The following is a 22,992-nucleotide window of genomic DNA, read 5'->3' on the forward strand; positions in this document are numbered from 1 at the left end:
TAAATGAGCGGCACCTCCTTCGCACGTAAACGCTTTGCTATTGTTGGCGCCGGCCTAATGGGCCGACTGCTGGCACTTGCATTGGCAAAACGCGGCGCTAAGGTTGATTTGTTTGATCGAGGCAATGCAAGTGCGAATGAATCCGCAGCCAGAGTAGCTGCTGCAATGCTAGCCCCTCTTGCAGAATCCGCAATTACAGAAGATTCTGTTGTGCGTATGGGCATTTATAGCCTACCTCGCTGGAAGACATTAATCGAAGAGCTCTCTTCGCACGTTTTTTTCCAGCAAGATGGCACACTAATACTCTGGCATCGGCAAGATGCCGCTGAAGCAGAACGTTTTACCAATCATCTGGATAAAAATTGTCTGCACAACAGCCAACTCAATCCACCCAAGAGACTGAATGAGCAGCAATTACACGACCTTGAACCTAGCGTTAGCGATCGATTTACTCAAGGCCTATACCTTCCCTACGAAGGTCAATTGGACAATCGCCAGCTTTTAGATGCCTTACTGGTTGAGCTCAATACATTTGGTGTGCAATTTCATTGGAATGCTGATGTAAAACCAGATTCGTTAAGAAATGACTTTGCATATGAATGCGTCATTGATTGTCGGGGCAATGGTGCAAAAGATGCTTGGACTTCTAATACAAATACCCTGCGAGGAGTACGTGGCGAGGTTATCCGCTTGCATGCCCCAGAGGTGAAGTTACGCAGACCAACTCGTTTAATACATCCTCGCTACCCTATCTACATTGCCCCGAAAGAGAATGATGTGTATGTAGTTGGTGCTACCGAAATTGAGTCAGAAGATTTATCACAGATGAGCGTTCGGTCTGCCATGGAGCTACTAAGCGCAGTGTATACAGTCCACAGTGGCTTTGCGGAGGCACGAATTTTGGAGATGGCTACACAATGCCGCCCAACTCTAAAGAACAATCTACCTGAAATAATGCTCAATAAAGAAAAGGGTTTGTCTGATTTGATTATGGTCAATGGACTCTATCGTCATGGCTTTATGATTTCTCCTGCGGTGCTAGATGCAACGATGGAATTACTGGAGAACGGTCAAAGCAATACCGCACTAGAGCTGGGTTTAAACATCAGCAACATCAGTTATGAGGCAAGCGTATGCGCATAACCGTCAATCAAGTGGAATACGATCTTCCTTCACAGAGCATGGTTACGGATGCTCTCACGCTTATTAATGCAAAGCCCCCTTTTGCAGTTGCAGTGAACTTGAACTTTGTTCCTAAATCTCAATATTCAGTGCATGCATTGAATGAAAACGATCAAATTGAAGTGATCGCCCCAGTCACTGGAGGCTAAGTATTTATGACAGCACCATTACCTAACCAACTTAATAATGCAGATGCACTAGTCTTATACGGCGAGAGCTTTGCTAGTCGTTTGCTATTGGGCACTTCACGTTATCCATCGCCCCTGGTTTTGGAAAATGCAGTACAAGCCGCTAATCCTGCAATGATTACAGTTAGCCTACGCCGCCAAGGCACCAGCACTACAGAAGCACATAGTGGGTTTTGGGAATTGCTTAAGAAGATGGCGGTTCCAGTATTACCAAACACTGCCGGTTGCCATAGCCCTCAAGAAGTCATCACGACCGCCCACATGGCGCGTGAAGTTTTTGAAACTAATTGGATTAAGTTAGAGCTCATTGGCGATGACTACACTTTGCAACCGGACACTTTGCGCTTAGTACAAACTGCCGAATCCTTAATTAAAGATGGTTTTAAGGTGCTGCCTTACTGCACTGAAGATTTAATCTTGTGCCAACGTCTAGTAGACGCAGGATGCCAAGCGATTATGCCCTGGGCTGCCCCAATTGGGACAGGACAAGGCCCATTAAACCCCTATGCAATGAAGCTGTTACGCGATCGAATCCAAGTTCCCCTCATTGTTGATGCAGGACTTGGTTTGCCATCACATGCATGCGCAGTCATGGAATGGGGATTTGATGCAGTTCTACTCAATACAGCAGTAGCGCTTTCTGAAGATCCAGTAGCGATGGCAAAAGCCTTTGCATTGGCTACTGATGCTGGGCGCAGTGCCCACCTATCTGGCGCCATGAAACCACAGACATCTGCACAAGCTAGTACCCCTCTGGTTGGCACGCCCTTTTGGCACCAGAGCTAATTGATCAAGGTGGATTGAGATGAGCCTAGTAAGAGATCTCGCTGATCAAATTATTTCAGCACATCGTAACGATGATTTGAGCCTGCCGATTCCACAATATTCAATCAGTTCGCCGCCCCCCAGTATTGATAACGAGCTAGCCACCGACCATTACGAACTAGCTGGAGCGCTTGCTGCGATTGAAATGGGCTTTATTGAATCTGATGCTCGAACTCTAGGTAAAGCTTGGTCACGCATGACGATTCAGGACGGTGGATTTAATCCATTTAAATGGCCTAGCAGACCAGAGCACTTTGATCTACTTCCGTGGACTCGCAATATGAATCCCAAGGCATTTAAAGAATGCCCCAAGCGCTTGGGTCTCTATGGCGTTATGCCCGACGCCGATTGGGTTAAGCGCATGGTGGACGCAGAAATACCCACCGTTCAATTGCGTTTTAAATCTGAAGATCGGTTCAAAATCAGAAAACAAATCAAAGAGGCGGTTAAGGCCACTGAGGGTAGCAAGACTTTGTTATTTATTAACGACTATTGGAAAGAGGCCATTGATGCAGAAGCTTATGGTGTGCATCTCGGCCAAGAAGATTTAGAAGATGCTGATCTTGAGCAAATTAGATCGGCTGGACTGAGATTGGGTCTAAGCACTCATGGCTATGCTGAAATGGTTTACGCGGATCGGTTTTGTCCAAGCTATATCGCCATGGGCGCGGTCTTTCCTACAAATCTTAAGAAAATGCCTACCGCACCCCAAGGTTTAGGCAGACTATATCAATACGCCAAACTCATGAGTCACTATCCCCTAGTTGCAATTGGGGGCATCGATCAAGATAGTATTCATGCGGTTGCAAAGAGTGGCGTCGGATCTATTGCGGTGGTGCGAGCTATTACGCAAGCAAAGGACCCTAAGGCAGCAGTAAAACATTTACAAGATTTAATGCGCGCCTAATTTAAATGCACTATAGGTAGTAATAACTCTCATACCTTATCTTTTTTCTTTCTCATCCAATAAGGCGGTTGGATAAAAATCGTGCATATGCCACAAGGGTCCTGGCCCCTCACCAATACTGAGAAAGCACCCCGCTTCTAAACCAGCTTCAACATAGGAAATCGCTTTAGCCACTGCATGAGACAAATCATGTCCTGCTGCAAGGTAAGTGGCAATCGCCGATGAAAGCGAGCAGCCTGTCCCATGAGTGTTGACGGTTTTTACCCGATAGTGTTTGAATTCTTTGGACTGAATGACCTCTAGATTATCTTCGATGGTGCGCCATAATAAGTAATCAGTAATTTGGGTATGCGTAGCATCAAGATGACCTCCTTTGATAAGCACAGCTTGCGGCCCCATATCCAATAGCTCTTGCGCAGCCAATTTGAAATCATCTGGACTAGTAATATCTCTGCCCAATAACAATGATGCTTCATCCATATTTGGTGTGATTAGATAAGCCAGCGGAAATAATTCTTTAATCATGGCTTGTGCAGTATCGTCACCACCCAAACTAGCACCAGAGGTGGCACGCAATACAGGATCTAGGACTATTTGTTTGACCCCATATTTACGCAAAGTTTTGGCTACCGTTTGAACGATTTCTGGACTGGCCAACATTCCAATCTTGACGACATCTACACCAATATCAGAGAAAACAGCATCTATCTGGGCTTCCACGACATCCAAGTCAACATCCTGAATGCGCGTAACTCCAAGCGTATTTTGTGCCGTGATGGCGGTTATCACAGACATCCCATAGCCGCCCAAGGCAGTAGTTACCTTGAGGTCTGCCTGTAGGCCAGCTCCACCGCCACTATCAGAGCCAGCAATGGTAAGTACTTTGGGGATCCGCACAGAAGTGGGAAGTAGTGTTTCCATCTTGCTATAATATCGGCTTATTCCTCGATAGCTCAGTCGGTAGAGCGCCGGACTGTTAATCCGTAGGTCCCTGGTTCGAGCCCAGGTCGAGGAGCCAAGCCTTTTAGGTTAAGTGTTTAAGAGCAAAAAGCAGTCACGTGAAATCCGTGGCGTTTTTAACACTTAATGGGAGAGGCAAATGCTAGAAAACCAAGCTTTTCTGGTTGCTTTCAGAAAATACCCCTCCGGGGGTCTTTTTCAAACTGAAAGTCTATTCATCAGGACAAATCGTCCACATTCACCAAAAATAGTTCATAAATCTTGTTGTGTTCTTGCACGCCATATAAACATTGGGGTAGAAGGATTCACATCATTTGAAATGATCCGGGGGAGTTACCGTAACTCCTTAAGAAAATCACTCAAAAAATTTATCCTCTCGCTATGGCTGCTGAACAATCCGCAGCATTTTGAACATAATTTGGAGAGTGCAAATGCTATTTAAAGATGCCGTAGTAGCGTATCAAAAGAACTATTCTGGGAAAGACGCATCCCAGGAAAGCCGCCTAGCTTTCTGGGTCGAACAACTGGGCAATTACGAAGTCCAAGCCATCACAGCCTTAGATATCGATGATTCGATTGGGGTTTTAATGCAAAGACCTGCCCAGACCTGTATTCGTAAGAAAATCGGTCAAAACGAGGCTGGCGAGGTAATTTATGAGGTGCGGTACCGTGACCTAGATAGACCAAAGTCTGAGGCCACCCTAAACCGCTATATCGCCGCATTAGGGTCAGTTTTTAGATTTATCAAAAAGATGCGATTGATTCGAGGGTTTATTAGCCCTATTAGTGGGGTTGAAAAATTTAAGGAGTCACAGGGCAGATTGGAGTTCATGACTGAAGGTGAAGTCGAATTATTGATAGCCAAGGCAAGAAGCTCGCGGTGGAAAAAGCTTGCCTGCCTGATTCGCATAGCCTTTGTAACTGGGGTTCGCTCTGGGGCGCTTAAGGCTATGCGCTGGAAGCATATTAACTGGGAGCTAAAAACAATCACTTTTCCAATCACCAAAAATGGGGAGCCACATACAGCCCCATTAAATGAGGCTTGCATTGAAGAGCTATTAAGGATCTTTTCAGATCGATGTGGAATGGAAGATTTAGTATTCTGTGGAAAGTTTCGTAGCAAAGCGCATGACTTTAGAAGTTCTTACATGACTTTGATTCATGACCTTTTCCCAGGAAGGGATCTGAACTTTCATAGCTTGCGCCATAGCTGCTGTTCACATCTAGCAAAAAAGGGTGTGCCATTACCCGTCATTGCAGCTTGGATGACACATAAAAGTTTGCGCATGGTATCGCGCTACTCACATATCAGCACTGCTGATCGTGAGAATTACTTAAGGAGTGCGTTTTGAAGGTGTCCAAAGAGATTGATGATTTTTTAGGTTTTAATTTTGACAAGGAACCTGAAACACTGACCCCACAGCAATTGCTGTGGGAGTGTAAATCGTTGCGTTCCGAATGCTTTCGCCTAGCACTCGAGTTAGAGAAAGCAAAGGCAGAGATTCAAAGTAAAAAGAAGAAAACTAACACGAAGGGATTTTTAAAGGATATTGGCTTAAAGGAATGGGACGTTATCACCATCTATAGATTAGCTCTTGCACGTCTTCTATATTTTGGCGAGCCTGAGTTATTGACCTTTAGGGATTGCGAAATGGATCCTGAGACAGAGGAAGTTACCTATCTTGATACTTATTCTTCAATGCCCAATATCTACCATCCAGACAATTTGGCGCATGAACACTCCATTCCATTAAAAAGACCGGGCTTTCCATACAGAGAAGAATTAAAAGAATCTATTCATTCAGTCATTGAGGAAAAGCTAGGAAGAAAGCTTACCGCCAAGGAATACGATGCAATGAGTGATAAGTTTCTTGATGATGGATACATGCGTCAAAAACTAAGAGAAATCTTTTTCAAAGAGCCCTGGGAGGAATAATTTGACGCAATAGGAGTTACCGTAACTCCTTATTGAAATAGACAGAAAATGGCAAAGTGATAAATGAGCGTTGAGCAAACGTTTATTTAAATCACTTTGGAGAATGTTTATGTCTAATAATTTATCACCTGTTCCATACCGTAAATGGTATGACTCTGATGACAGTCAGTCATTAAAGTGGATCTTTTCCACCAAGTCTTCCCTTGCCTACTTTTTACGAAGCAAAAAAGACAAGTTAGTGGCCGAAGGATTGATCGAAGTATTGCCAACACGTGGATATTTCATCAAGCCAGAAAGCTTCACGGAAGACTCAATCAAAAAATACTTTGTTCTGGGGGTTTGATTGGATATGACCCTACAGACAACTAGAGATGAAATGGTCTCATTTGATGATTTATGTGTCAATCGGAGCATATGGCATCGCAATCAGCGCACCCAATTAGCCACGCTTGCTAGAGAGTTGGGGTTTCAAATCTTCACTATTGGTTCAGGGCAAAGCCAAATTCGCCTTGGACTAAGAAGTGATATTGAAACATTCTTTAAAAAACTTGATATCGGTACGTTCAATGATTGTCTCGATAGGAAGTCAAAAGGAGATTAATGATGAATTCCATTGCCGAACAAATATTTAGTCATCACCTCAAAGGCTACACCATCAATCAAATGGGTGGAAGCATGTGGAAAGCGGCTATGAAATCAATTTACAAACAGACAAAATAATTTAAGGAAAAAAATGCCAAACTGGACACATAACTCAATTAGCGTAAAAAATACGGGTCAAGGCTTTGATGAGCTCAGAGAAATATTCACACCAATTAATGATTGCGACTCAGAGCCATTTCATCTATTAATTCCACCACCAAGTGACGGCGTGGATCTGGATTGGTATTGCAATAACTGGGGAACCAAGTGGGATGCTGTTGATACCAGGATTCATGGGCGCAATAAAGATGAATACCAGATTGTCTTTCGAACCGCTTGGGCTCCACCTATCCCCATTTTTGAAGAAATATGCCGTAGGTTTCCAGATCTGACTGTTGGCTTTGACATCAACTCAATGGAATCAAACCATCTGGGTGCGGCCGCATATGCCCCAGATTTTCCATTCTCCGTAGTTGGGCCAGCCCCCTTCTTCACCGAGAACTATGAAGCCAATTCTCTACCTCTTCCAAAGGAATTTGTTGATTTTTCAAAAAGATTTTCAATCACTCCGTTTACACAATGGCAAATGAAAAAGGTGGGATTTATTAAATCTGCGCTAACTCGATTAATTATAGGAATTGAAATTCTAAAAAGAAAAAACTACTCAAACCTTCGAAAGAAAGAGGTTTTAGATTTATTTTAAAAAAATGGCATGGGATGAGTTCCAGCTCAAACCATGCCTGATCATCGTTTCACATATTTGCCTACGGAAAACAATTAATCTATGAATACTATAAACCAAAATAAGAATTTTTATCTATCTGACTCCAATGATCCAGAACTACTTTCATGGTCGTTTGGAAAGGATATCTATGATGTTAAGCCCAAGAACTTTCAGGGTAGCTGGGATGATTTCATCTCCTTTATCTCGTCAAATAAGGCCCATAAAAAGGGGGTTAATTACATTTCCAGCCCGTTTGGGAATGATGGTGGCCGTCGCAAAGACAATGCAATGGGTCGCAACTGGATCCCTTTTGATATTGACTGCAAAATGTCAGATGAACAAGCTCGCGCATTGGTAGGCGTCTTTCGCTCGTTTCAGTGCCTAGGCTACCAAACAGCTTCATCAAAGCCCGATATGAGACGCATGCGTTTCATCGCCAAATTAACTCGCCCCGTAACCGAGCTCGAAGCAGGAGCAATTGGACACCTTTTCGAATCCATGTGGGGGTTGGGTGAATTCGATAAATCGGTATACCGCGTAGCCCAGCCCGTCTTTTTACCTCCTGATTGGCAGAAGGTATTTGTCTTTAATGGAGCGCCGATCGACCCTAATGAGGTTTTAAAAATGGTTCAAATCAGACCAAAACCCATTAGGCCAAGAAATTACGCCCCCAAGGATGTTGGAAATGCCTATGCATTTTTTGCAACTAACGGATTAATCAAACAAACTTCTGGTGGCATGCATAAGGTTAGATGTCCCTGGGTTCATGAGCATTCTGATGGTGCTGACAATGGCACCGCCCTATTTGACCCAAGCCCGGACAACAATATGGTTGGCGGGTTTGTATGCCTACATTCTCATTGCATTGACCGAGGAATTGGTGACATCTTCAAGTTGATGGGAGACGGTAAATGAATTTCTCAAACTATCAAATAGTTAACCCGTTAGAGAAAAAGCCCGTCCTCGGTAATGCCATCTACCTAGGGGATATTGAGCTTCATGCTCCAGAATGGATTATCGATAAAAAGATTCCATGTGGTGTAGGTGTTATTGCTGGATCCCCAGGTGTTGGCAAGACAACGGCTATTATCCCTCTCGCTCTAAATGTCTGTGGATTTAGCTCACACCTTGACTACCACATTCAGTCGTCCGTACTGAGAAAGCTTGTGGTTTTTACGGAGGACTCCGCGCAAATTACTAGAATTCTATATGGAGTAAAAAAGCATATGGTTCGCAAGGATTCTGCGCCTGTTACTGCTGAAAGCATTAACGAATGGGTCAAAATTTACCCTTCTAAACGCTTAGCCTCCGAAGACTTAAGCGAACGGATCACAGAAGCGGTCAACGAGCATTCATACGAGCATGAAAAATGGGGATTAATTACTCCATTGGTGATTTTGGACACCTCCTCAGCAAATATGGATATGAAAGAGGAGAACAATAACTCACAGGTTAGTGATCACATGTCTAAATTTAAGGAAATTTATGAGCGTATTGATGTATCCATTTGGGTATCAGCACATCTTGCAAAAACTGGCAAAGGTTTATCAATTGATGAATTGGCTAATTTTTCAGCTCGAGGTGGTGGTGCATGGGAAGGAGATGCAAACTTTACAATTATTGTTGGTAGAGATCCCGCTGAGCAAAAAACCATTATGAGAATTGATAAGGAAAGAGTTGGACATCTTTCTGGCTCAGAACTTCACTTTAAATTGGTTTTTCATGCTGAGAAGATTGCTAATCGAATAGGGTTTGATGAAGATGTTTGGTATCCCGTAATTGGGATTACCTCAGGATCAAAGGCTGAGCGATTCAAGGCCAGCGAAGATGCGAAGCGAGAAGCCAATATAGAGGCAATTAAAGAAGGCATGAAAGATAGTCTTGAGAACCCTGCCGAAGGTTTCGATGGCTATTTCACCATGAATGATCTTCTGGGTATGTTTCCGGGGAACAAGGAGTCTAAGCGTGGGTTTATCAAGTCTTTGATAGCTGATGGAATATTAATTCGATTTGACAATCCCTCTAAAACGAAAAATAGAAGAGATGTCTTGATGTTTTCGGATGACTCAGGGGCGCCATACTGCGGAAAGGAGAATTCTTTAGATATCCAGAACTTCTAAGAACTTCCATGCCTAGAATTACGCCAAGATTGAGATCCAGATTTTTCAATCCGTGTATATTTTCACCAACCTATGGAGTTCCTTCCTAAGGAAAAGAACTTCGGAACTTCATGAAAGCAAGCTTTATTGCTTGCCTTTCATTATTAGAAGATCCACTTCCATTCTGCTGGAACTTCATAGGAACAACATAGAACTTTGGAACTTCCAGACTTATAAGTGAGGAATGTCCTACCGGAACCGGGGTGGGGTCAAAACGAAAAATGAAGTCCGAAATAGACCGATCGCTATAACTCCATTGAGAATAATTCGTAGTTCTGGAAGTTTTTCCCCCCAAGCGTTAAAAATTACAGTACGAGACTATCTCGCAAATACACTCTCCACCACATCCTAGGTTAAGTCTCCTACCCTCCAGTGGGATTAAGATTTAGTATGGCTTTTATTTACATCCTTGAAAATCAAGATGCTCAACGCATCAAAATTGGCGCAACCCATAATCACCCAAATGACCGCCTTCTCGACATCAACAGGATGTGGCAAGCCGTTAAAGGTCGTTGCCAAATTTGTCTTAGCTGGAGGATGCTCGTCAATGGGCGCATGCCCAAGCATGTTCTATCCATGAACCACTGCGCTGGAAGCGGTGAACCGCCCCTTGAGTACAGCACTAAACTAGCCGAAAAACAAACAATAGATCTTCAGGGCCAACTTCCGTGGCTAAGTGGAAGTGATTTACGCTCCGCATCCAAACGAATTAAGAATCTGAAAAAAATTCTCCAGACTTATAAAGAAAATCCTATTCGAATTGGAGGATGGCAATTAAGGGCGTCATTCCCAATTGATTCAGCCTACCAAATTGAAGAACTTGTACATAAAGCATTGGCAGTTCACTTGGATAAAGAGGCTCCTTTTGGCGAAGTCTTCAGTTGCTCAGCGGAAGAGGCCATTTCCACTATTGAAGAAACTATCTCGCAGATGAAGTACAAAAGTACGGGTTTATGAGCACTGTCTTGTAGCAATTTGACTATCAATCAGATTACCATTAGCAGTTCATTAACCGCACAAAATAATAGATTTTTTGGCTCAACTAGCGGACTTTTAATCTGTTGGTCGCGAGTTCGAATCTGGCTCGACCTACCATATAGAATATGGCTTTGCGGGCGACGCCCCACAAATCCAAGACACACATTAAAAATCAATCCGCTGGTCTTTGCTGCAAACCCATATAGATGCTGGGTTTGTCATTGCCAATTCAATCGCACACTTTGTGATTTTGATCTGTGAAATAGTTCGACTCTGCCAGGCGGAATCGACCAGGGTCTAGGATGCCTAGCTCTATTCCATCCTACAGAAGCAATACAAGAACTGCTGTGTAGTTCCCATTGGAGTCTTGTGAAGCTCTGTAGAGCTATTGATTAATTTAAATGTTTTTCCAAACTGCCCATGAAGATTCTCTGTGTCATAGCGCACAACATCTAAACCACTACATTTTTCAGGGCCCTCAGGACCAAAAGTGGACATAATGACATACCCACCATGCTTAACTGAGTGCATCACTTGCTCTACATACCTAGCTCGCTGCGCTTCTTCCGTTAAAAAGTGAAACACAGCTCTGTCGTGCCAAACATCAAAGTAGTTTTGCGGTAATGTAGCCTCTGTAATATCGGCGCAATACCAATGAACCTTATTTGCTTTCTTGCCTATGCGAGCTCTAGCTACATCAATTGCTTTCTGTGAGATATCCAACACGCTAATGTCTTGATAGCCCTGGGCAATAAGATCATCAACTAGAGTGGCTTCCCCACCGCCTATATCAATAATCGCGGCAACTTTACTAGTTGTTGCTTGATGAATGAGATTTAAAGAAGTGTCAAGATGGGGTGCATACCAACTGACAGCATCTGGTGCCTTGGTACCATAAACCTTTTCCCAATGCTCTTTGCTATCCATGACGTCCCCAACCTATTAATAGGCTTACTTTAGCTTATATCCAGCATGACAAGCAACGCATGCCTGTGTTGTATTGCCCAGCGCAATTAATGCGGGCTTGATATTGCCTGTTGCGGCTGTATTTTGAACTTCAATCGCAAACTTACTGGCATTTCGATGCATAGCGGTACCAGCTTCTTGCATGCCCTTTGGCATGAACTTGGAATTTTCATACGCACCATGTAATTTAAGCGCATTCATGCCTAGACGATCCTCTGCAAGCTGTGCAGCTTTGTCATATTGCCCCTTGCCCATTGCCTCTTGTATTAGAGAGATTGTTTGCAAATGATCTCGCATATTCGTCAAAATATGCTCTTTCATCGGCGCAGGAAAATCTACTGCCACTCGATTATCTTGTGTAGTGCCATTACCAGTGTGCATCATATGCATTTGTGCCATATCAGCTTCAACAACTGGGATAGGCATGACACTCTGCTCACCATGCATCTGATGTGTATCGGCACCTTTATATCCAAGCAAGGATGGATCTAACATACCGCTAATCATGGCAATGTGTCCGAAAACCAAGAACAAAGCTACACAGATTGCATGAATCTTGAGTTTGCCCATTTGATCAAAGCCTTTGTTCACAAAACCAAATTCTTGTAGGGCAATCCAGATTAAAGGTAGACCACCAATCAAATATGTTGATACCGCCACCACATCAATTACTGTGCGCCATTCACCAGCCTTGGTAATAGGAAAAACGGCTGTGGTCATTAAGTACGCAATGATGCCAATGAAATACAGGCCCACGGTCGTGCCAGCAAAGCGATTAAGGTGATAGACAAAGCCATCAAACTTGCGGGTAAATAAAATGTAGAGCTCAGTAATAGCCAAGGTCTCTGCAAGCACCACTGGAATAGCCATAAAGATCAGCAAATTCCACGGCTGATTATCGGCAAGTAACTGCATATAGTGAGTCATATTCATTTTTAATCTCCTAATACATCAATGCACAAAACCACCCGAAGGTGGCTTTGTACCAACTAATAACACTTTATAGCCTATCCGCAGTTTCTGCCTGACATCATTTGCGGGCCATGTCCTGCAGGCAAGGCAATGCCTTTTTCTTTAGCGCGCTTTTGCATCTCAGCATGTGTTGTGGTCATGATGGCTTGACGCTCTTCCCATGACTTTGCATCAGCCATCTTATCCATCATTGCTAAACGCTCTGCTGGAGTCATGAGCTGTTGCATGACCTTCATTGGCGAATTAGGTCCCGTCATCTGACCTTGCATCATTTGTCCGCGCATCATCCCTGGGCCCATGCCATTACCCATCATCCCCATGGGCCCATTGCCACCCATTGGACCTTGTTGAGCATGAACTATCGCAACTAAACCCAATGCGACAGTGACACCAATCACCACTTTTTTAATCATCTCCATCTCGTCTCTCCTTTAATTAATGACAGCAGCAATTTTGACCACCACAACCACCACCTTTAGCCAACTCCTTTGAAGGAACTGCATCTGCCGAGCTAATTGTTGACGGATAACCATCTGCCTCTAGTGCAGCCAACAGAGGACTTGCGCCGCCTGGAAGATCTCCAGTCACGCTAGCAGTACCAGTAGATAAATCTACGACCACTGTTTGCACGCCGGTAACTGCCCTCAGCGCTTTTTCAACATGCTTCACGCATGAGCCACAAGTCATTCCCGTTACTTTTAAATTGACTGTTTCCATAACACCCTCCTTTGTTTGTATTCATTATTGGTCTAGGCTATAAAAAGACGTATGATTCTGATCATATGGATCTGTATATTCCCCAAACCCTCAAAGAACTATTGCCAGATTTACTTTTAAGTCAGTGCAAAGCACACCCCTTTGCCAAGGGTGAATACCTTTTTCACCCAGGAAAAGCCCCTGAATGCATGTTTTTTATTGTGTCTGGAGAAGCGGTACTGAGTAGATCAAACTCTTATGGAGAGGCGTCTATCTTGCAACGTTGTAAAGGTGGTTTTTTGAGCGAAGCCAGCCTACTGACAGACGAGTATCACTGCGATGCGATTACCACTCATGCTGGGACAGCCATTACCCTGCCAATCCAATCTTTTAGAAGCTCCCTCAAAGATGAGCAATTTTCTTCAAAGTGGATCAAGCTCTTAAGCAGAGAAATCATGCGCCTTCGTACCCAATCTGAAAGGCTTGGGCTAAAAGATATTAAAAGCAAATTGATTCATCTGATTGAAACTGATGGAAAGCGAGGAACTCTGGTGCTGGAATCTGACTACAAGTCGCTTGCCTCAGAACTTGGTATCACACATGAAGCACTTTACCGCGCGCTATCCAAGATGGAAGCAGAAGGTTTGATTGAGAAACAGAAAAACTCATTAAGGCTTGTCAATAAATTATTTCGAGCCCAAGATTGCTAATTAATTTGAGTCGAGGCTAGCGCAACTAATTAGCCTTTAGGTCTATCAGAGTCCTCTAAGGGATACGCATCAGCAACATACGCCGGCCCTTTCATTAGAACGACTATGTAAGCTCCAATAACGATAGTAAAAATCGCAATCCAATAACATATCAAGGTTGCGATCACTAAGATATCAATTAAACCTGAATTACCAGCCACCTTGGGGTCAGAGGAAATAATGCGCGTCAAAAATGAAGGCATCAAAATTGCCAATGTTCCCATCAGCGTCCAAAAAGGGGCTTGACGCAAGATCGATCTTTCCTTACCGGGAGGTGACGTTTGAAAGCCCGGGAGGCGATTCAATAACTTACTCATTTGTTTGAGCGCTTTTTTTGACAAATAATCTAATAAAAAATACAAACATCCCAATCATAAAAAGAATCACTGCTAAGCTCAATTGTCCAGCAAATGTTCCGAATAACTCCAATAACATATAAGGCCCCCCTATATCACGTTGATTCATTCTGACCATTTAGAAATTAAGCCCTTTGATTCAAATCAAAATATAAAGACTTGATTCGCCCTCATAATAAGTTCATGATTTACATCAAATAAAGAGAGAATGTGATGCTCATCAAATGCCCAAGCTGTCATAAATTTAATCGACTACCTCTGGATCGGATCAATCTCAAACCGATCTGTGGATCGTGTAAATCAAATCTACTTTTAGGTCCAATTGATGCTGATCAGGCAAGCTTTAGAGAAGTCTTGACCCAGAGTAAATTGCCAATCATTGTTGATTTTTGGGCGCCTTGGTGTGGGCCCTGTAAGATGTTTGCCCCGACCTTCGAAGCAAGCGCCAAGATGCACGGTGAAAAAATCCTGCACATCAAAATAGATACCGAGGCTAATCCTTCGATTGGCCAACAATTTAATATTCGCTCAATTCCTACATTGGCAATATTTAAGAATGGGGCTGAAGTTGAGCGAATCTCTGGCGCACTTCCGCCAGCGCAACTAGAACAGCTTGTATCAAAGGCAATATGAGTACAGCTATAAAGTATTTTTTAGCAACTAGGCCAGCTTTTCTTACTATTACTATTTTTGGTTGTTTGATTGGTTTTGTTTTTGGAAATTTAACAAACAATCCCAATTTGACCATCAACCTCCTTGCGTTGGCAATGGCGTTACTAGCACATGCCGCAGGCAATGTATTAAACGATTATTTTGATCACTTAAATGGATCTGACTTAATCAATTTAAATCGAGTCTCGCCCTTTACTGGCGGAAGCCGCTTCATACAATTAAATATTTTTCAGCCTAAGAAAATTTATCAATTTGGAATACTGCTACTACTTCTGGCAACGATCCTTGGTCTTTTTCTTTGCTTTATGACCACCTGGAAACTGTTGCCAATTGGAATCCTTGGAGCAATGCTCTTATGGATGTATTCAGCACCACCTTTTAAGCTTATGTCGCACGGAGTTCTTGGTGAGATTGCAATAGCACTCTCTTGGTCCTTGGTTGTCATTGGATTTTCAGCTTTGCAATCGGGGGTCATTGATATTGAAATTATTCCCATTGCTATTACATACGGACTAATGGTTGCCAATATCCTATTTTTGAATCAGATTCCCGATATCAATGCAGATAAAAGCTCACAGAAAATGACGTTAGCAGTTCAATCAAACCCAAAACATCTATGGATTTGGTACTCGTCTTTTCCACTATGTGCATACCTACTGCAAATATTTGCCATTCAACGGGAATTTGCGCCTCCACAGACCCTAGTAACTCTTTTGGTCACGCCCATCTTTTGGTTCTACGCATTTAAATTAAAAAATGGTGAGATAGATCAATCTCATTTGAGAAAGATGATACCGACCAATATATTAGGCGTTCACCTATACGCCTTACTGCTATGTGTCGGATGTATATTGAACGCTAAAGTCCCTTTTTAGCAAACTCTTGAAGTGCCCGAATACTCGGGATCTGGACGGATAGTCTAGTAATGTTGGAAATAAGGCACTGCTCTGCCATGGATGCCAAAGCCCGACTAATTGTTTCAAATTTAACATCCATCATTAAGCCCATATCCTCACGCCTAAAGAGCGGTGCAATAGCATGAGATCCAGATTCTTTAGCCAACTTGAGGAAAAATCGCGCTAAGCGCACTTCAATCCTTCCGGTATTGATTTCAGAAAACCATGATTCTGATTGGAGCAGAGCCTCACCCCACTTACGAACAATTTGCCTATGTAATCGTGGTGACTCTTCACCCAAACTCACAATAATTTGCTTTGGAATTCGACAGACATGTGCATTGGTCAAGGCAACAGCAGCATGCTCATATCGATCGCCTAGCAATGCCTCCATGCCAAATAAATTACCCGGCAAAACGATCCTAACGATACGTTCAGAGCCATCAGAGTTAATGTGCAAAATCTTGACATAACCACTGCGCAATGTATACAAAGACTGGGCCGAGTCCCCTTGAGCATAAATCTCTGTATTTGCATCAAAACTTAAGTCGTCAATGGGGCTGTGTATTTTTGAGAAGTCCTCTTCATTTAATTCAGCAAATAATGCCGAACTTCTAATTGAGCAATTCTCACAATCACTTACACCCTGCCAGGCACTCTTAATCTCAATCGTTTTCATGCGACCAACTTACACCAAATGAATATGAAATGGATGACTATTTTTAAACATTACAAAACTAGAATACAAAAGCCACCCATTAATGATGAAGTTATTTCTCGCAACGACCGCCTTTGCAAGCAGCCCCAGTTCCACAGGTGTTAATTTTTAGGATTGGGTATGCCGGGCAAAATCTAAATAAACCCGTGGCAAGTGGAATAACACCTATCCATCCCCAAGCACCAACAATTCCAGTAGCAGCCAAGCCCATTAATACCAATCCCACTGCCATACGCAAAATACGATCGACACCACCAACGTTGCATTTCATCTTCAAACTCCTTTAGCTATCTATTACAGTAATTTCGATATAAGACATCCATCACCTCTAATGCCACCTCATTAGAGAGGGAATAAAAAATTTGCTTACCCTCTCTTCTGGTCTGAACTAATTCTTCATTTCTCAAAACCGTCAATTGTTGAGATAAGGTTGGCTGATGTATATCAAGACATTCTTCAAGCTCACTGACACACTTCTCACCTTGACTAATCTGACATAACAGCATCATCCGATCTCTATTGGATAACACTTTCATCAAACGGCAGGCATCATCTGCTGATGACTGCATCTTTTTGAGGTTGATATTAGTTTTTAAGACGGGCATACGAATATTCTTAGTTAAGTGGCACACCTACTAAAGGACGTCCTTCTAGTGTCCAAAGATATAAGGAGCCATCATACAGCTTAGTTGACTTGTTTCCTACAAGCTCAGACATGACAAACCAGCCACCTGCTGCCAAATGCCCAGTGTTGCAATAGGCAATTGTTGGACCTTTTGCACTCAGGCCATTGGCCGCCAATAAGGCATCATAAGTATTTTTCTGCCAGAAATATAAAGCGCCATTCGTTGGCTTTGCTAATAATTCAGGAGCCAATTCTTTAGAGCCGGCAATATGACCAAATGTCATGACATCAGGACGCTTAGCAAGTCCTAAATACTGCGCAGGCTGACGAGCATCTAGCAATTGTGGTTTACCGCCTTTTGATGCGGCAGCAACCTCATCAGAACTAGCAATCAATTCTTTGCGATAGGCCTTTGCGGACCAGTTACCAGCTGCTTTTTGATTGTTAGCGGTTTCGTAATTGCGTCCCTCACCTAACCAACCGGCAATACCACCATCCAGCACGGCAACTTGATCTTCGCCGTAGACCTTAAATGTCCAATAAGTCCTTAATGCCTCGTCAATATCAGACATATCTTGACCAATGGGAACAAGCACAATTGGCTTATCAGAGTTCACGCCCAGGGATTGCACTAACTTCTCAAAATCAGCCTTTTCCGGAATCAAAAACTTAATTTTCTTACCATCAACAGTTCGCTCTGCACGTACCTTTTTAAAATCCAAAAGGCTGGAATTTGTTATATGGCCGCCCAGTTCAACCAGAAACTTCTTGCCTGTTTTTTTATCAGTATCGAATTCTGGATTTTTCAGGAAACTAGCGAGATCAGTTCTCACTTCAATCACCTGAACCTCAGATAGATTATTGGATAACCAATCAGCACTAACTACAGGACCAGGCAAGTTGATCGCTTGGGCCAGACTAACCAATCCACTTAAAACGATAGCTAAAAGCAATTGCATTTTTTTCATATACACCCCTTTATGAATTTACATCTAATAAACACTCAGAAAGACGACCCATCAAGTCAATCTTTCGCTCAGTTAATACATGATTCTCTTTTGAATCTAGCGCGAGCTTTCGATCACCAAATTCTTTTGTTAAGCGGTGGATTTTTTGATCTCGCTCCAAAATTAGCACTTCAATTTCTACAAAAAATAATCTAATTAAGGAGCTTATCCATCTGCAGACTGGAGCCATGCGACCTTTGATGGCCATCTCAAAACCACCAAGAGATTGAATGACTCGCATCGCATCTGCCATATCCTCACCAGTTACCCATTGGTTGGTTGTAAACAAACGTACCGGGATCCCCTGCTGATTTAGGGCAATCCCAATTAAATGATGGAATGAATTTTTTTCACGTTTAATTACATGAAAATGCCCATGCTCTCCTTTGGGCATTTCACCAAGAGAATGGGCGTGGTAATAAAACTCATAGCCACTTGCTTTGTCTACTAGGTCTTCGCTTGGATAGTGCTGCCATTCAACAAAATCTCTGGCGCCACATAGGGCTGCCTCACTAAGAGTGCGGCCAGACTTGGCGTACTGCATCTGAATACTTGCCAGCTCCTGCGCCGCTAACCAAAGATTTGATTGGGTGAGCATAGATTAATTACTCTGCAGCTTTACGCTTTTTAGGACCACAAGGATTGGCTGGTCCACAGGGATTGGCCGCCTTTTTCTTTGCTGGTCCACATGGGTTAGCAGACTCCTTTTTAGGACCACAAGGATTTTTTTGCTCGGCACCTGCTGGGGTTGTCGGTGCATCAGCAGAATGTGCGAATGGAGCTGCTGATAGGCTGGCCAAAGCCAGAGCTAATGCTGCTACGGTAGATTTTTTAGACATAGACTTCTCCTTTAAAAATTAGACTGAAGTTTCGCAACTAGAACTCTTGCATTTCCTTTCCATCCAAGATCCCAGAATAAATACTCCGATTGCTGCGATAACCATCACCACATCGACAGATAACGCTGAAACATGAAGGGCGTCTGGCAAAGAATCTGCCTTTGTGTACTCGCCAATCGTTGTTAGGAATTCGATGCCTGGATAAATTCCAGCAAACAGTATCGTTCCCAATAGCAATCCAACCAAAAAGATTGCCGCATCAATACGCCCAGACATGAATCCGACAACCGAAGTTCCGGGGCAATAGCCCCCAATTGCAAATCCAGCGCCCACCAAAGCTCCTCCGATTGCTGCTGCCCCTAGAAACGCTGGAGGGACAAATAGATTGCCCGCATCTACAACACCGACCTTCTCTAATACAAGTAGGCCAACTGATGCAAACACGATCGCAGTAAACATCACCTTAAATACAGACCAATCGCTTAAGCGAAATTGCCCTGTTAACTTATTGGGATTGCCGAAACCGGCACGCTCCAGCACAAAACCAAACCCCATTCCCAAAAGAAGTCCCGATAAAATTTCACTCATCTTATTTTTCCTTTTTCATCAAGCGACTAGCCAGAAGCCCAACCACAAAGAATGTGACTAAAAAAATAAATCCAGCCAAACTTAGTACTGCTGCCCCAGATAGCCCAAGACCACTAGTACAGCCTGCGGCAACACGCGCACCAAAACCAGCTAGCAATCCGCCCAGTAGAGCTGTAACAGGACGCTTAGCACCACCTAGGTATTTTTTTCCATCTAATTGAATTTGAATTCGCTTGGCTAGAAATGCTGATAAGAGTGCACCGATGGCCACGCCAATTACCTGCCAAGTAATCCAGGCACCCAGCGGATTTCCATCCTCCACCATGCCGCCCAGATAATCATTAGCGCTAGTTGCAACTGGAGCGGCATGCATCCCAATCCAGGCAGTTAATCTAGTGGTAAACCCAGTAGCCCCAAGACCATGACCAGTAATAACAAAAGTTGCCAGCAACACCAGTCCTAACAAAATTCCCGCTATAAGGGGGTTCATATATTGCGTCTGCCTAGCCTGTCCGTCTGTTGTTTCCATAGTAATTGACCTCATTTAAGTCTTTGATAATATATTAAGTTATATATTATTAAATGGTTCAACAAAGTCAAGCTTTTTAAAAGGCTCCTGATGAAGAAATTGATCTAAATCATGCAAAAGACACTTTTCATGATTTAGATCATGATGCGTCGAGAGTTAATGACTAGAATTTTTAACCACTATTAGGGTTCCATATGAAATTCCATAAGCTTTTACTGCTACTGCTCATCGCCCCGTTTTTTGCTATCGCACAAACCGACGATCTTGGTAAAAAATATGACGTCGATAGCCTTCCCAATGATCACTATGGTCGATTGGTACGCTATGGAAAGCATTTATCCGAAAAAACATTTGAAGTTATTGGTCCCGAGGTTGCTGATAAAAAAATGCGTTATGCAGGCAATAACCTAGCTTGCACTAACTGCCATCAAGAGGCCGCGACAAAAAAGTTTGCGATGCCATGGGTTGGCGCACAAGCAACATTCCCCCAATACAGAGGGCGTGAAAATGATGTCAGCACTATTGAAGAACGAGTCAATGGCTGCATGGAGAGGAGCATGAATGGTAAAGCCCTTCCATTTGATAGTCGTGAAATGAAAGCTTTTGCCACCTACATTCACTTCCTATCTAAAGGCGTTCCAGTAGGCAGCGCCGTAGAGGGCCAGGGTTTGCCAAAATACACCCCTCCAGATAGAGCATCTAATCCAGCCTTGGGCGAGAAGGTATATGCCGAAAAATGCGCCGCATGTCATGGCCAAGATGGTGCTGGTCTGAGGAACGGGAAAGCAGGAGAAACAAAAGGCTATACATTTCCACCATTATGGGGGAAAGATACTTTTAATAACGGCGCCGGTATGAACCGTTTACTAACGGCGGCAGCATTCATAAAAACTAATATGCCCCTCGGCACATCACATGGTCAGCCACTGCTATCAGATGACCAAGCTTATGATGTAGCTGGTTATATCCTAAGTAAGCCACGTCCAGTCAAATCGAATTTGGATAAAGATTTTCCTGCTCGCTGGAATAAGCCAGTGGATGCTGCATTCCCTCCTTATGTAGATGGTGCCTCTGCTGAGCAACATAAGTACGGCCCATTCCAACCATTAATAGAAAATATGAAGCGTTTGAAACCTGTTTTAGATAAAGGTGTGTAGAGTTAGCCGAGATCAGAAATAATTGCGCAACCTTTTTATTTGAATTAATTTATTTTTCACACTTAACCTGGAGTCCATATGAAAACTACTCGTCGTCAATTTATGATTTTGTCCGCTGCTAGTGCCTGCACTTTGGCATTGAACGGCAAGGTTCAAGCTCAAGCTATGGTTGCTGAGACCGATCCGCAAGCTGCTGCATTAGGCTATAAGGCAGATGCATCCAAGGTAGATAAGGCAAAGTACGCTAAGTATGCTGCTGGTCAGCAATGCGGTAACTGCGCATTATTCCAGGGCAAAGCTGATGCTGCTGCTGGCGGCTGCTCTTTGTTTGCCGGTAAACAAGTTGCTAGTAAAGGTTGGTGCTCTGCTTACGCAAAAAAAGCTTAATATTTAGCTCAAAATCCGGTACACAGATTCGAACTTTGCACCAAAATGCAATCGCACAGTCAATCGCACGTTCATATTTTGGTCGCTTAAAGCCATATGTTATATAGGGTTTTGAAGACCCACGACTTCTTTTAATCCGTTGGTCGCAAGTTCGAATCTCGCCCGACCCACCATAAATAAAGGGCTTCAGCGTTGAAGCCCTTTTTCTTTTGCTAGTGGGCTAACACCGGGCTAACTTTTTTCATTAAGAGCCATTAATCCTGATTAAGCTTTTAAAGCGAACTAATTGCGTAATTTTTGGTTAAGCCAAATGAAAAACCATTCAAGGGAGATTTTTTTAGTGGCCCGGGGTGGAACCGACCAGGGTCTAGGATACCTGACTCTAACTATAAGCTTTAGGGCTGCCTCAGCGTTACTTAAAGTAGCACTCAAAAATACCAACCCGAAAGTTGGTATTTTCATTTCTGGTGGGCCCACCAGGACTTGAACCTGGGACCAAAGGATTCCGGTTTGTGTAATTTTCATTACTCCCTGGACTATGCCTTCATCATATCAATTGCTCGACTTTGATGGGTGCCGTCTAGTCTCAAGACCCCCTTAAAGAACATCATCTACACAATTGGCATAAGTTATTCACCGGCAGGAGCAATTTCAAAATGCCTTACATCCTTAGCAACGCTTAAGTATTCAGCCAATTTTGTTAAATTATTAGCATCACTGGTCCGTATCGTCATGCGGTATTCAAAGGTGGTGCCATCATTAGCAATCCGATAGCTCACCCCTTCAAGTCTAAATCCATGCTCACGCAAAAAATCCTTAATAGTGTCCTGACTGGGCACACAATTTCGATCGTATGTAATGGTGTTGTTAGCATAGTAATGGGATGGAATTTTGGCTTCGATCCAACGAAACAAAGACAAGGTAACAAGCACAAGAGCAGTGGCGAGGATTGCTGGGTAATAAAACCCAATGCCAACCAATATTCCTATTGCAGCTGTAATCCAAATAGAAGCGGCAGTGGTAAGACCACGAACGTTTAGACCTTCTTTAAAAATTACCCCAGCCCCCAAAAAACCAATGCCCGTCATAATGCCTTGAGCCATTCGGGTTGGGTCAGTTCGAAATAGCTCGGTATCAGCCTGCGGTATCCAGCTTGTTTGAAATGCCGTTACAGTCATCAGTAGTGCAGAAGCCAGACAAACCAAAGCATGCGTTCTAAATCCTGCCGGCCGACCATGCAAGCTTCTCTCCATACCAATAAGGCCACCAGCTAACATTGCAGCTAATAAATGCGCCGTAATCACCATTGAGGTTGAACTCAGAAAATGCATGTT

33 protein-coding genes and 1 tRNA gene are annotated in these 22,992 nt (G+C 43.3%); 18 read left to right on the forward strand and 16 right to left on the reverse strand.

The window, feature by feature from the left end; translation table 11 throughout:
• The first annotated feature begins 3 nt into the window (after window positions 1–3).
• From thiO to thiE, 4 genes are read left to right on the forward strand one after another with little or no spacing between them, the layout of a single operon-like run.
• Window positions 4–1,143 carry a glycine oxidase ThiO gene (gene thiO / locus NHB35_RS05615; protein ID WP_353431409.1) on the forward strand — a complete coding sequence of 380 codons (1,140 nt, stop codon included), beginning with the start codon at window positions 4–6 and terminating at the stop codon, window positions 1,141–1,143.
• On the forward strand, window positions 1,134–1,331 hold the full coding sequence (gene thiS / locus NHB35_RS05620; protein ID WP_353431411.1) for a sulfur carrier protein ThiS: 198 nt from the start codon (window positions 1,134–1,136) through the stop codon (window positions 1,329–1,331). Before thiO ends, thiS begins: the two co-directional genes overlap by 10 nt.
• A gap of 6 nt (window positions 1,332–1,337) precedes the next feature.
• Complete coding sequence (locus tag NHB35_RS05625; protein WP_353431412.1) at window positions 1,338–2,156, forward strand: thiazole synthase; 819 nt, start codon at window positions 1,338–1,340, stop codon at window positions 2,154–2,156.
• A 19-nt stretch (window positions 2,157–2,175) separates the two neighbouring features.
• Window positions 2,176–3,102 carry a thiamine phosphate synthase gene (thiE, locus tag NHB35_RS05630; protein ID WP_353431413.1) on the forward strand — a complete coding sequence of 309 codons (927 nt, stop codon included), beginning with the start codon at window positions 2,176–2,178 and terminating at the stop codon, window positions 3,100–3,102.
• Window positions 3,103–3,138: 36 nt separating this feature from the next.
• On the opposite strand, the gene thiD is transcribed toward thiE, so the two are convergent.
• Window positions 3,139–4,023, reverse strand: a complete 885-nt coding sequence (gene thiD, locus NHB35_RS05635) for a bifunctional hydroxymethylpyrimidine kinase/phosphomethylpyrimidine kinase (protein WP_353431415.1) — start codon at window positions 4,021–4,023, stop codon at window positions 3,139–3,141.
• Between the two features lie 21 nt (window positions 4,024–4,044).
• On the opposite strand from thiD, the gene NHB35_RS05640 reads away from it, so the two are divergent.
• The 9 genes from NHB35_RS05640 (at window position 4,045) to NHB35_RS05680 (ending at window position 10,480) form a co-directional block, all read left to right on the forward strand.
• Window positions 4,045–4,120: transfer RNA gene (locus tag NHB35_RS05640), tRNA-Asn, on the forward strand.
• Between the two features lie 373 nt (window positions 4,121–4,493).
• Window positions 4,494–5,414, forward strand: a complete 921-nt coding sequence (locus NHB35_RS05645; protein ID WP_353431416.1) for a site-specific integrase — start codon at window positions 4,494–4,496, stop codon at window positions 5,412–5,414.
• Window positions 5,411–5,998 (forward strand): hypothetical protein, encoded by a 588-nt coding sequence (locus NHB35_RS05650; protein ID WP_353431417.1) that lies wholly within the window; start codon window positions 5,411–5,413, stop codon window positions 5,996–5,998. Before NHB35_RS05645 ends, NHB35_RS05650 begins: the two co-directional genes overlap by 4 nt.
• 109 nt (window positions 5,999–6,107) lie before the next feature.
• Window positions 6,108–6,341 carry a hypothetical protein gene (locus tag NHB35_RS05655; protein WP_353431418.1) on the forward strand — a complete coding sequence of 78 codons (234 nt, stop codon included), beginning with the start codon at window positions 6,108–6,110 and terminating at the stop codon, window positions 6,339–6,341.
• Window positions 6,342–6,599 carry a hypothetical protein gene (locus tag NHB35_RS05660; RefSeq protein ID WP_353431419.1) on the forward strand — a complete coding sequence of 86 codons (258 nt, stop codon included), beginning with the start codon at window positions 6,342–6,344 and terminating at the stop codon, window positions 6,597–6,599.
• A 132-nt stretch (window positions 6,600–6,731) separates the two neighbouring features.
• Entirely contained in the window at window positions 6,732–7,343 is a 612-nt protein-coding gene (locus NHB35_RS05665) for a hypothetical protein (RefSeq protein ID WP_353431420.1), read from the forward strand.
• Between the two features lie 81 nt (window positions 7,344–7,424).
• Entirely contained in the window at window positions 7,425–8,279 is an 855-nt protein-coding gene (locus NHB35_RS05670; RefSeq protein ID WP_353431421.1) for a hypothetical protein, read from the forward strand.
• Entirely contained in the window at window positions 8,276–9,484 is a 1,209-nt protein-coding gene (locus NHB35_RS05675; protein ID WP_353431422.1) for an AAA family ATPase, read from the forward strand. The genes NHB35_RS05670 and NHB35_RS05675 overlap by 4 nt, the downstream gene beginning before the upstream one ends.
• Before the next feature lie 429 nt (window positions 9,485–9,913).
• Window positions 9,914–10,480 (forward strand): hypothetical protein, encoded by a 567-nt coding sequence (locus tag NHB35_RS05680; protein ID WP_353431423.1) that lies wholly within the window; start codon window positions 9,914–9,916, stop codon window positions 10,478–10,480.
• 333 nt (window positions 10,481–10,813) lie between these two features.
• On the opposite strand, the gene NHB35_RS05685 is transcribed toward NHB35_RS05680, so the two are convergent.
• The 4 genes from NHB35_RS05685 to NHB35_RS05700 form a co-directional block, all read right to left on the reverse strand.
• Window positions 10,814–11,428 carry a class I SAM-dependent methyltransferase gene (locus tag NHB35_RS05685; RefSeq protein WP_353431424.1) on the reverse strand — a complete coding sequence of 205 codons (615 nt, stop codon included), beginning with the start codon at window positions 11,426–11,428 and terminating at the stop codon, window positions 10,814–10,816.
• Between the two features lie 24 nt (window positions 11,429–11,452).
• Window positions 11,453–12,400 carry a DUF6803 family protein gene (locus NHB35_RS05690; RefSeq protein WP_353431425.1) on the reverse strand — a complete coding sequence of 316 codons (948 nt, stop codon included), beginning with the start codon at window positions 12,398–12,400 and terminating at the stop codon, window positions 11,453–11,455.
• Between the two features lie 74 nt (window positions 12,401–12,474).
• Entirely contained in the window at window positions 12,475–12,858 is a 384-nt protein-coding gene (locus NHB35_RS05695) for a hypothetical protein (RefSeq protein ID WP_353431426.1), read from the reverse strand.
• Between the two features lie 16 nt (window positions 12,859–12,874).
• On the reverse strand, window positions 12,875–13,156 hold the full coding sequence (locus NHB35_RS05700) for a heavy metal-associated domain-containing protein (protein WP_353431427.1): 282 nt from the start codon (window positions 13,154–13,156) through the stop codon (window positions 12,875–12,877).
• 65 nt (window positions 13,157–13,221) lie between these two features.
• Between NHB35_RS05700 and NHB35_RS05705 the strand changes: the two genes are divergently transcribed.
• Window positions 13,222–13,845, forward strand: coding sequence for a Crp/Fnr family transcriptional regulator (locus NHB35_RS05705; protein ID WP_353431428.1), 624 nt, complete (start codon window positions 13,222–13,224; stop codon window positions 13,843–13,845).
• Between the two features lie 29 nt (window positions 13,846–13,874).
• Here NHB35_RS05705 and NHB35_RS05710 read toward each other — a convergent pair whose 3' ends face one another.
• Together NHB35_RS05710 and NHB35_RS05715 are read right to left on the reverse strand one after the other, a co-directional pair.
• Window positions 13,875–14,201 carry a hypothetical protein gene (locus NHB35_RS05710; RefSeq protein WP_353431429.1) on the reverse strand — a complete coding sequence of 109 codons (327 nt, stop codon included), beginning with the start codon at window positions 14,199–14,201 and terminating at the stop codon, window positions 13,875–13,877.
• On the reverse strand, window positions 14,194–14,349 hold the full coding sequence (locus NHB35_RS05715) for a DUF3149 domain-containing protein (RefSeq protein ID WP_353431430.1): 156 nt from the start codon (window positions 14,347–14,349) through the stop codon (window positions 14,194–14,196). The genes NHB35_RS05710 and NHB35_RS05715 overlap by 8 nt, the downstream gene beginning before the upstream one ends.
• Window positions 14,350–14,453: 104 nt before the next feature.
• On the opposite strand from NHB35_RS05715, the gene trxC reads away from it, so the two are divergent.
• A complete protein-coding gene (gene trxC / locus NHB35_RS05720) occupies window positions 14,454–14,873 on the forward strand; it encodes a thioredoxin TrxC (protein ID WP_353433405.1) in 420 nt (139 codons plus the stop codon).
• Window positions 14,870–15,787, forward strand: coding sequence for a prenyltransferase (locus NHB35_RS05725; protein WP_353431431.1), 918 nt, complete (start codon window positions 14,870–14,872; stop codon window positions 15,785–15,787). Before trxC ends, NHB35_RS05725 begins: the two co-directional genes overlap by 4 nt.
• Here the strand turns inward: NHB35_RS05725 and NHB35_RS05730 are convergent.
• The 8 genes from NHB35_RS05730 to NHB35_RS05765 all read right to left on the reverse strand — a co-directional run bounded on the left by NHB35_RS05730 (window position 15,771) and on the right by NHB35_RS05765 (window position 20,114).
• Window positions 15,771–16,487 (reverse strand): Crp/Fnr family transcriptional regulator, encoded by a 717-nt coding sequence (locus tag NHB35_RS05730; protein ID WP_353431432.1) that lies wholly within the window; start codon window positions 16,485–16,487, stop codon window positions 15,771–15,773. The genes NHB35_RS05725 and NHB35_RS05730 overlap by 17 nt on opposite strands.
• 91 nt (window positions 16,488–16,578) lie before the next feature.
• Window positions 16,579–16,797, reverse strand: a complete 219-nt coding sequence (locus NHB35_RS05735; RefSeq protein WP_215390418.1) for a DUF2892 domain-containing protein — start codon at window positions 16,795–16,797, stop codon at window positions 16,579–16,581.
• A 16-nt stretch (window positions 16,798–16,813) separates the two neighbouring features.
• Window positions 16,814–17,131, reverse strand: a complete 318-nt coding sequence (locus NHB35_RS05740) for a metalloregulator ArsR/SmtB family transcription factor (protein WP_215390417.1) — start codon at window positions 17,129–17,131, stop codon at window positions 16,814–16,816.
• 10 nt (window positions 17,132–17,141) lie between these two features.
• The gene (locus NHB35_RS05745; protein WP_353431433.1) at window positions 17,142–18,119 is read right to left on the reverse strand and encodes a rhodanese-like domain-containing protein; all 978 of its coding nucleotides are present in this window, start codon (window positions 18,117–18,119) and stop codon (window positions 17,142–17,144) included.
• Window positions 18,120–18,129: 10 nt separating this feature from the next.
• Window positions 18,130–18,756 (reverse strand): hypothetical protein, encoded by a 627-nt coding sequence (locus NHB35_RS05750; RefSeq protein WP_353431434.1) that lies wholly within the window; start codon window positions 18,754–18,756, stop codon window positions 18,130–18,132.
• A gap of 7 nt (window positions 18,757–18,763) precedes the next feature.
• Window positions 18,764–18,997 (reverse strand): hypothetical protein, encoded by a 234-nt coding sequence (locus NHB35_RS05755; protein ID WP_215390414.1) that lies wholly within the window; start codon window positions 18,995–18,997, stop codon window positions 18,764–18,766.
• An 18-nt stretch (window positions 18,998–19,015) separates the two neighbouring features.
• Window positions 19,016–19,585 carry a YeeE/YedE thiosulfate transporter family protein gene (locus tag NHB35_RS05760; RefSeq protein ID WP_353431435.1) on the reverse strand — a complete coding sequence of 190 codons (570 nt, stop codon included), beginning with the start codon at window positions 19,583–19,585 and terminating at the stop codon, window positions 19,016–19,018.
• Between the two features lies 1 nt (window position 19,586).
• Window positions 19,587–20,114 (reverse strand): YeeE/YedE thiosulfate transporter family protein, encoded by a 528-nt coding sequence (locus NHB35_RS05765; protein ID WP_353431436.1) that lies wholly within the window; start codon window positions 20,112–20,114, stop codon window positions 19,587–19,589.
• 194 nt (window positions 20,115–20,308) lie between these two features.
• Between NHB35_RS05765 and NHB35_RS05770 the strand changes: the two genes are divergently transcribed.
• Together NHB35_RS05770 and NHB35_RS05775 are read left to right on the forward strand one after the other, a co-directional pair.
• Window positions 20,309–21,271, forward strand: coding sequence for a c-type cytochrome (locus NHB35_RS05770; protein ID WP_353431437.1), 963 nt, complete (start codon window positions 20,309–20,311; stop codon window positions 21,269–21,271).
• Between the two features lie 78 nt (window positions 21,272–21,349).
• Window positions 21,350–21,658, forward strand: coding sequence for a high-potential iron-sulfur protein (locus NHB35_RS05775; RefSeq protein WP_353431438.1), 309 nt, complete (start codon window positions 21,350–21,352; stop codon window positions 21,656–21,658).
• Window positions 21,659–22,287: 629 nt separating this feature from the next.
• Here the strand turns inward: NHB35_RS05775 and NHB35_RS05780 are convergent.
• Window positions 22,288–22,989 (reverse strand): MgtC/SapB family protein, encoded by a 702-nt coding sequence (locus NHB35_RS05780; protein ID WP_353431439.1) that lies wholly within the window; start codon window positions 22,987–22,989, stop codon window positions 22,288–22,290.
• Between the last annotated feature and the right edge of the window lie 3 nt (window positions 22,990–22,992).

The sequence above is a fragment of the Polynucleobacter sp. MWH-UH23A genome, from assembly GCF_040409805.1.
In the GTDB taxonomy this organism is placed as follows: Bacteria; Pseudomonadota; Gammaproteobacteria; order Burkholderiales; family Burkholderiaceae; genus Polynucleobacter.

Bases quoted from the DNA above. Each gene is read 5' to 3' on its own strand.
- NHB35_RS05725 (WP_353431431.1), top strand. From the start codon at position 14,870: ATGAGTACAGCTATAAAGTATTTTTTAGCAACTAGGCCAGCTTTTCTT.
- NHB35_RS05705 (WP_353431428.1), top strand. From the start codon at position 13,222: ATGGATCTGTATATTCCCCAAACCCTCAAAGAACTATTGCCAGATTTA.
- NHB35_RS05745 (WP_353431433.1), bottom strand. From the start codon at position 18,119: ATGAAAAAAATGCAATTGCTTTTAGCTATCGTTTTAAGTGGATTGGTT.
- NHB35_RS05690 (WP_353431425.1), bottom strand. From the start codon at position 12,400: ATGAATATGACTCACTATATGCAGTTACTTGCCGATAATCAGCCGTGG.
- NHB35_RS05765 (WP_353431436.1), bottom strand. From the start codon at position 20,114: ATGGAAACAACAGACGGACAGGCTAGGCAGACGCAATATATGAACCCC.
- NHB35_RS05750 (WP_353431434.1), bottom strand. From the start codon at position 18,756: ATGCTCACCCAATCAAATCTTTGGTTAGCGGCGCAGGAGCTGGCAAGT.
- NHB35_RS05730 (WP_353431432.1), bottom strand. From the start codon at position 16,487: ATGAAAACGATTGAGATTAAGAGTGCCTGGCAGGGTGTAAGTGATTGT.
- trxC (WP_353433405.1), top strand. From the start codon at position 14,454: ATGCTCATCAAATGCCCAAGCTGTCATAAATTTAATCGACTACCTCTG.
- NHB35_RS05700 (WP_353431427.1), bottom strand. From the start codon at position 13,156: ATGGAAACAGTCAATTTAAAAGTAACGGGAATGACTTGTGGCTCATGC.
- thiS (WP_353431411.1), top strand. From the start codon at position 1,134: ATGCGCATAACCGTCAATCAAGTGGAATACGATCTTCCTTCACAGAGC.
- NHB35_RS05740 (WP_215390417.1), bottom strand. From the start codon at position 17,131: ATGCCCGTCTTAAAAACTAATATCAACCTCAAAAAGATGCAGTCATCA.
- NHB35_RS05675 (WP_353431422.1), top strand. From the start codon at position 8,276: ATGAATTTCTCAAACTATCAAATAGTTAACCCGTTAGAGAAAAAGCCC.
- NHB35_RS05775 (WP_353431438.1), top strand. From the start codon at position 21,350: ATGAAAACTACTCGTCGTCAATTTATGATTTTGTCCGCTGCTAGTGCC.
- NHB35_RS05695 (WP_353431426.1), bottom strand. From the start codon at position 12,858: ATGGAGATGATTAAAAAAGTGGTGATTGGTGTCACTGTCGCATTGGGT.
- thiD (WP_353431415.1), bottom strand. From the start codon at position 4,023: ATGGAAACACTACTTCCCACTTCTGTGCGGATCCCCAAAGTACTTACC.
- NHB35_RS05760 (WP_353431435.1), bottom strand. From the start codon at position 19,585: ATGAGTGAAATTTTATCGGGACTTCTTTTGGGAATGGGGTTTGGTTTT.
- NHB35_RS05670 (WP_353431421.1), top strand. From the start codon at position 7,425: ATGAATACTATAAACCAAAATAAGAATTTTTATCTATCTGACTCCAAT.
- thiO (WP_353431409.1), top strand. From the start codon at position 4: ATGAGCGGCACCTCCTTCGCACGTAAACGCTTTGCTATTGTTGGCGCC.
- NHB35_RS05710 (WP_353431429.1), bottom strand. From the start codon at position 14,201: ATGAGTAAGTTATTGAATCGCCTCCCGGGCTTTCAAACGTCACCTCCC.
- thiE (WP_353431413.1), top strand. From the start codon at position 2,176: ATGAGCCTAGTAAGAGATCTCGCTGATCAAATTATTTCAGCACATCGT.
- NHB35_RS05665 (WP_353431420.1), top strand. From the start codon at position 6,732: ATGCCAAACTGGACACATAACTCAATTAGCGTAAAAAATACGGGTCAA.
- NHB35_RS05655 (WP_353431418.1), top strand. From the start codon at position 6,108: ATGTCTAATAATTTATCACCTGTTCCATACCGTAAATGGTATGACTCT.
- NHB35_RS05680 (WP_353431423.1), top strand. From the start codon at position 9,914: ATGGCTTTTATTTACATCCTTGAAAATCAAGATGCTCAACGCATCAAA.
- NHB35_RS05715 (WP_353431430.1), bottom strand. From the start codon at position 14,349: ATGAATCAACGTGATATAGGGGGGCCTTATATGTTATTGGAGTTATTC.
- NHB35_RS05735 (WP_215390418.1), bottom strand. From the start codon at position 16,797: ATGAAATGCAACGTTGGTGGTGTCGATCGTATTTTGCGTATGGCAGTG.
- NHB35_RS05625 (WP_353431412.1), top strand. From the start codon at position 1,338: ATGACAGCACCATTACCTAACCAACTTAATAATGCAGATGCACTAGTC.
- NHB35_RS05755 (WP_215390414.1), bottom strand. From the start codon at position 18,997: ATGTCTAAAAAATCTACCGTAGCAGCATTAGCTCTGGCTTTGGCCAGC.
- NHB35_RS05645 (WP_353431416.1), top strand. From the start codon at position 4,494: ATGCTATTTAAAGATGCCGTAGTAGCGTATCAAAAGAACTATTCTGGG.
- NHB35_RS05685 (WP_353431424.1), bottom strand. From the start codon at position 11,428: ATGGATAGCAAAGAGCATTGGGAAAAGGTTTATGGTACCAAGGCACCA.
- NHB35_RS05770 (WP_353431437.1), top strand. From the start codon at position 20,309: ATGAAATTCCATAAGCTTTTACTGCTACTGCTCATCGCCCCGTTTTTT.
- NHB35_RS05780 (WP_353431439.1), bottom strand. From the start codon at position 22,989: ATGCATTTTCTGAGTTCAACCTCAATGGTGATTACGGCGCATTTATTA.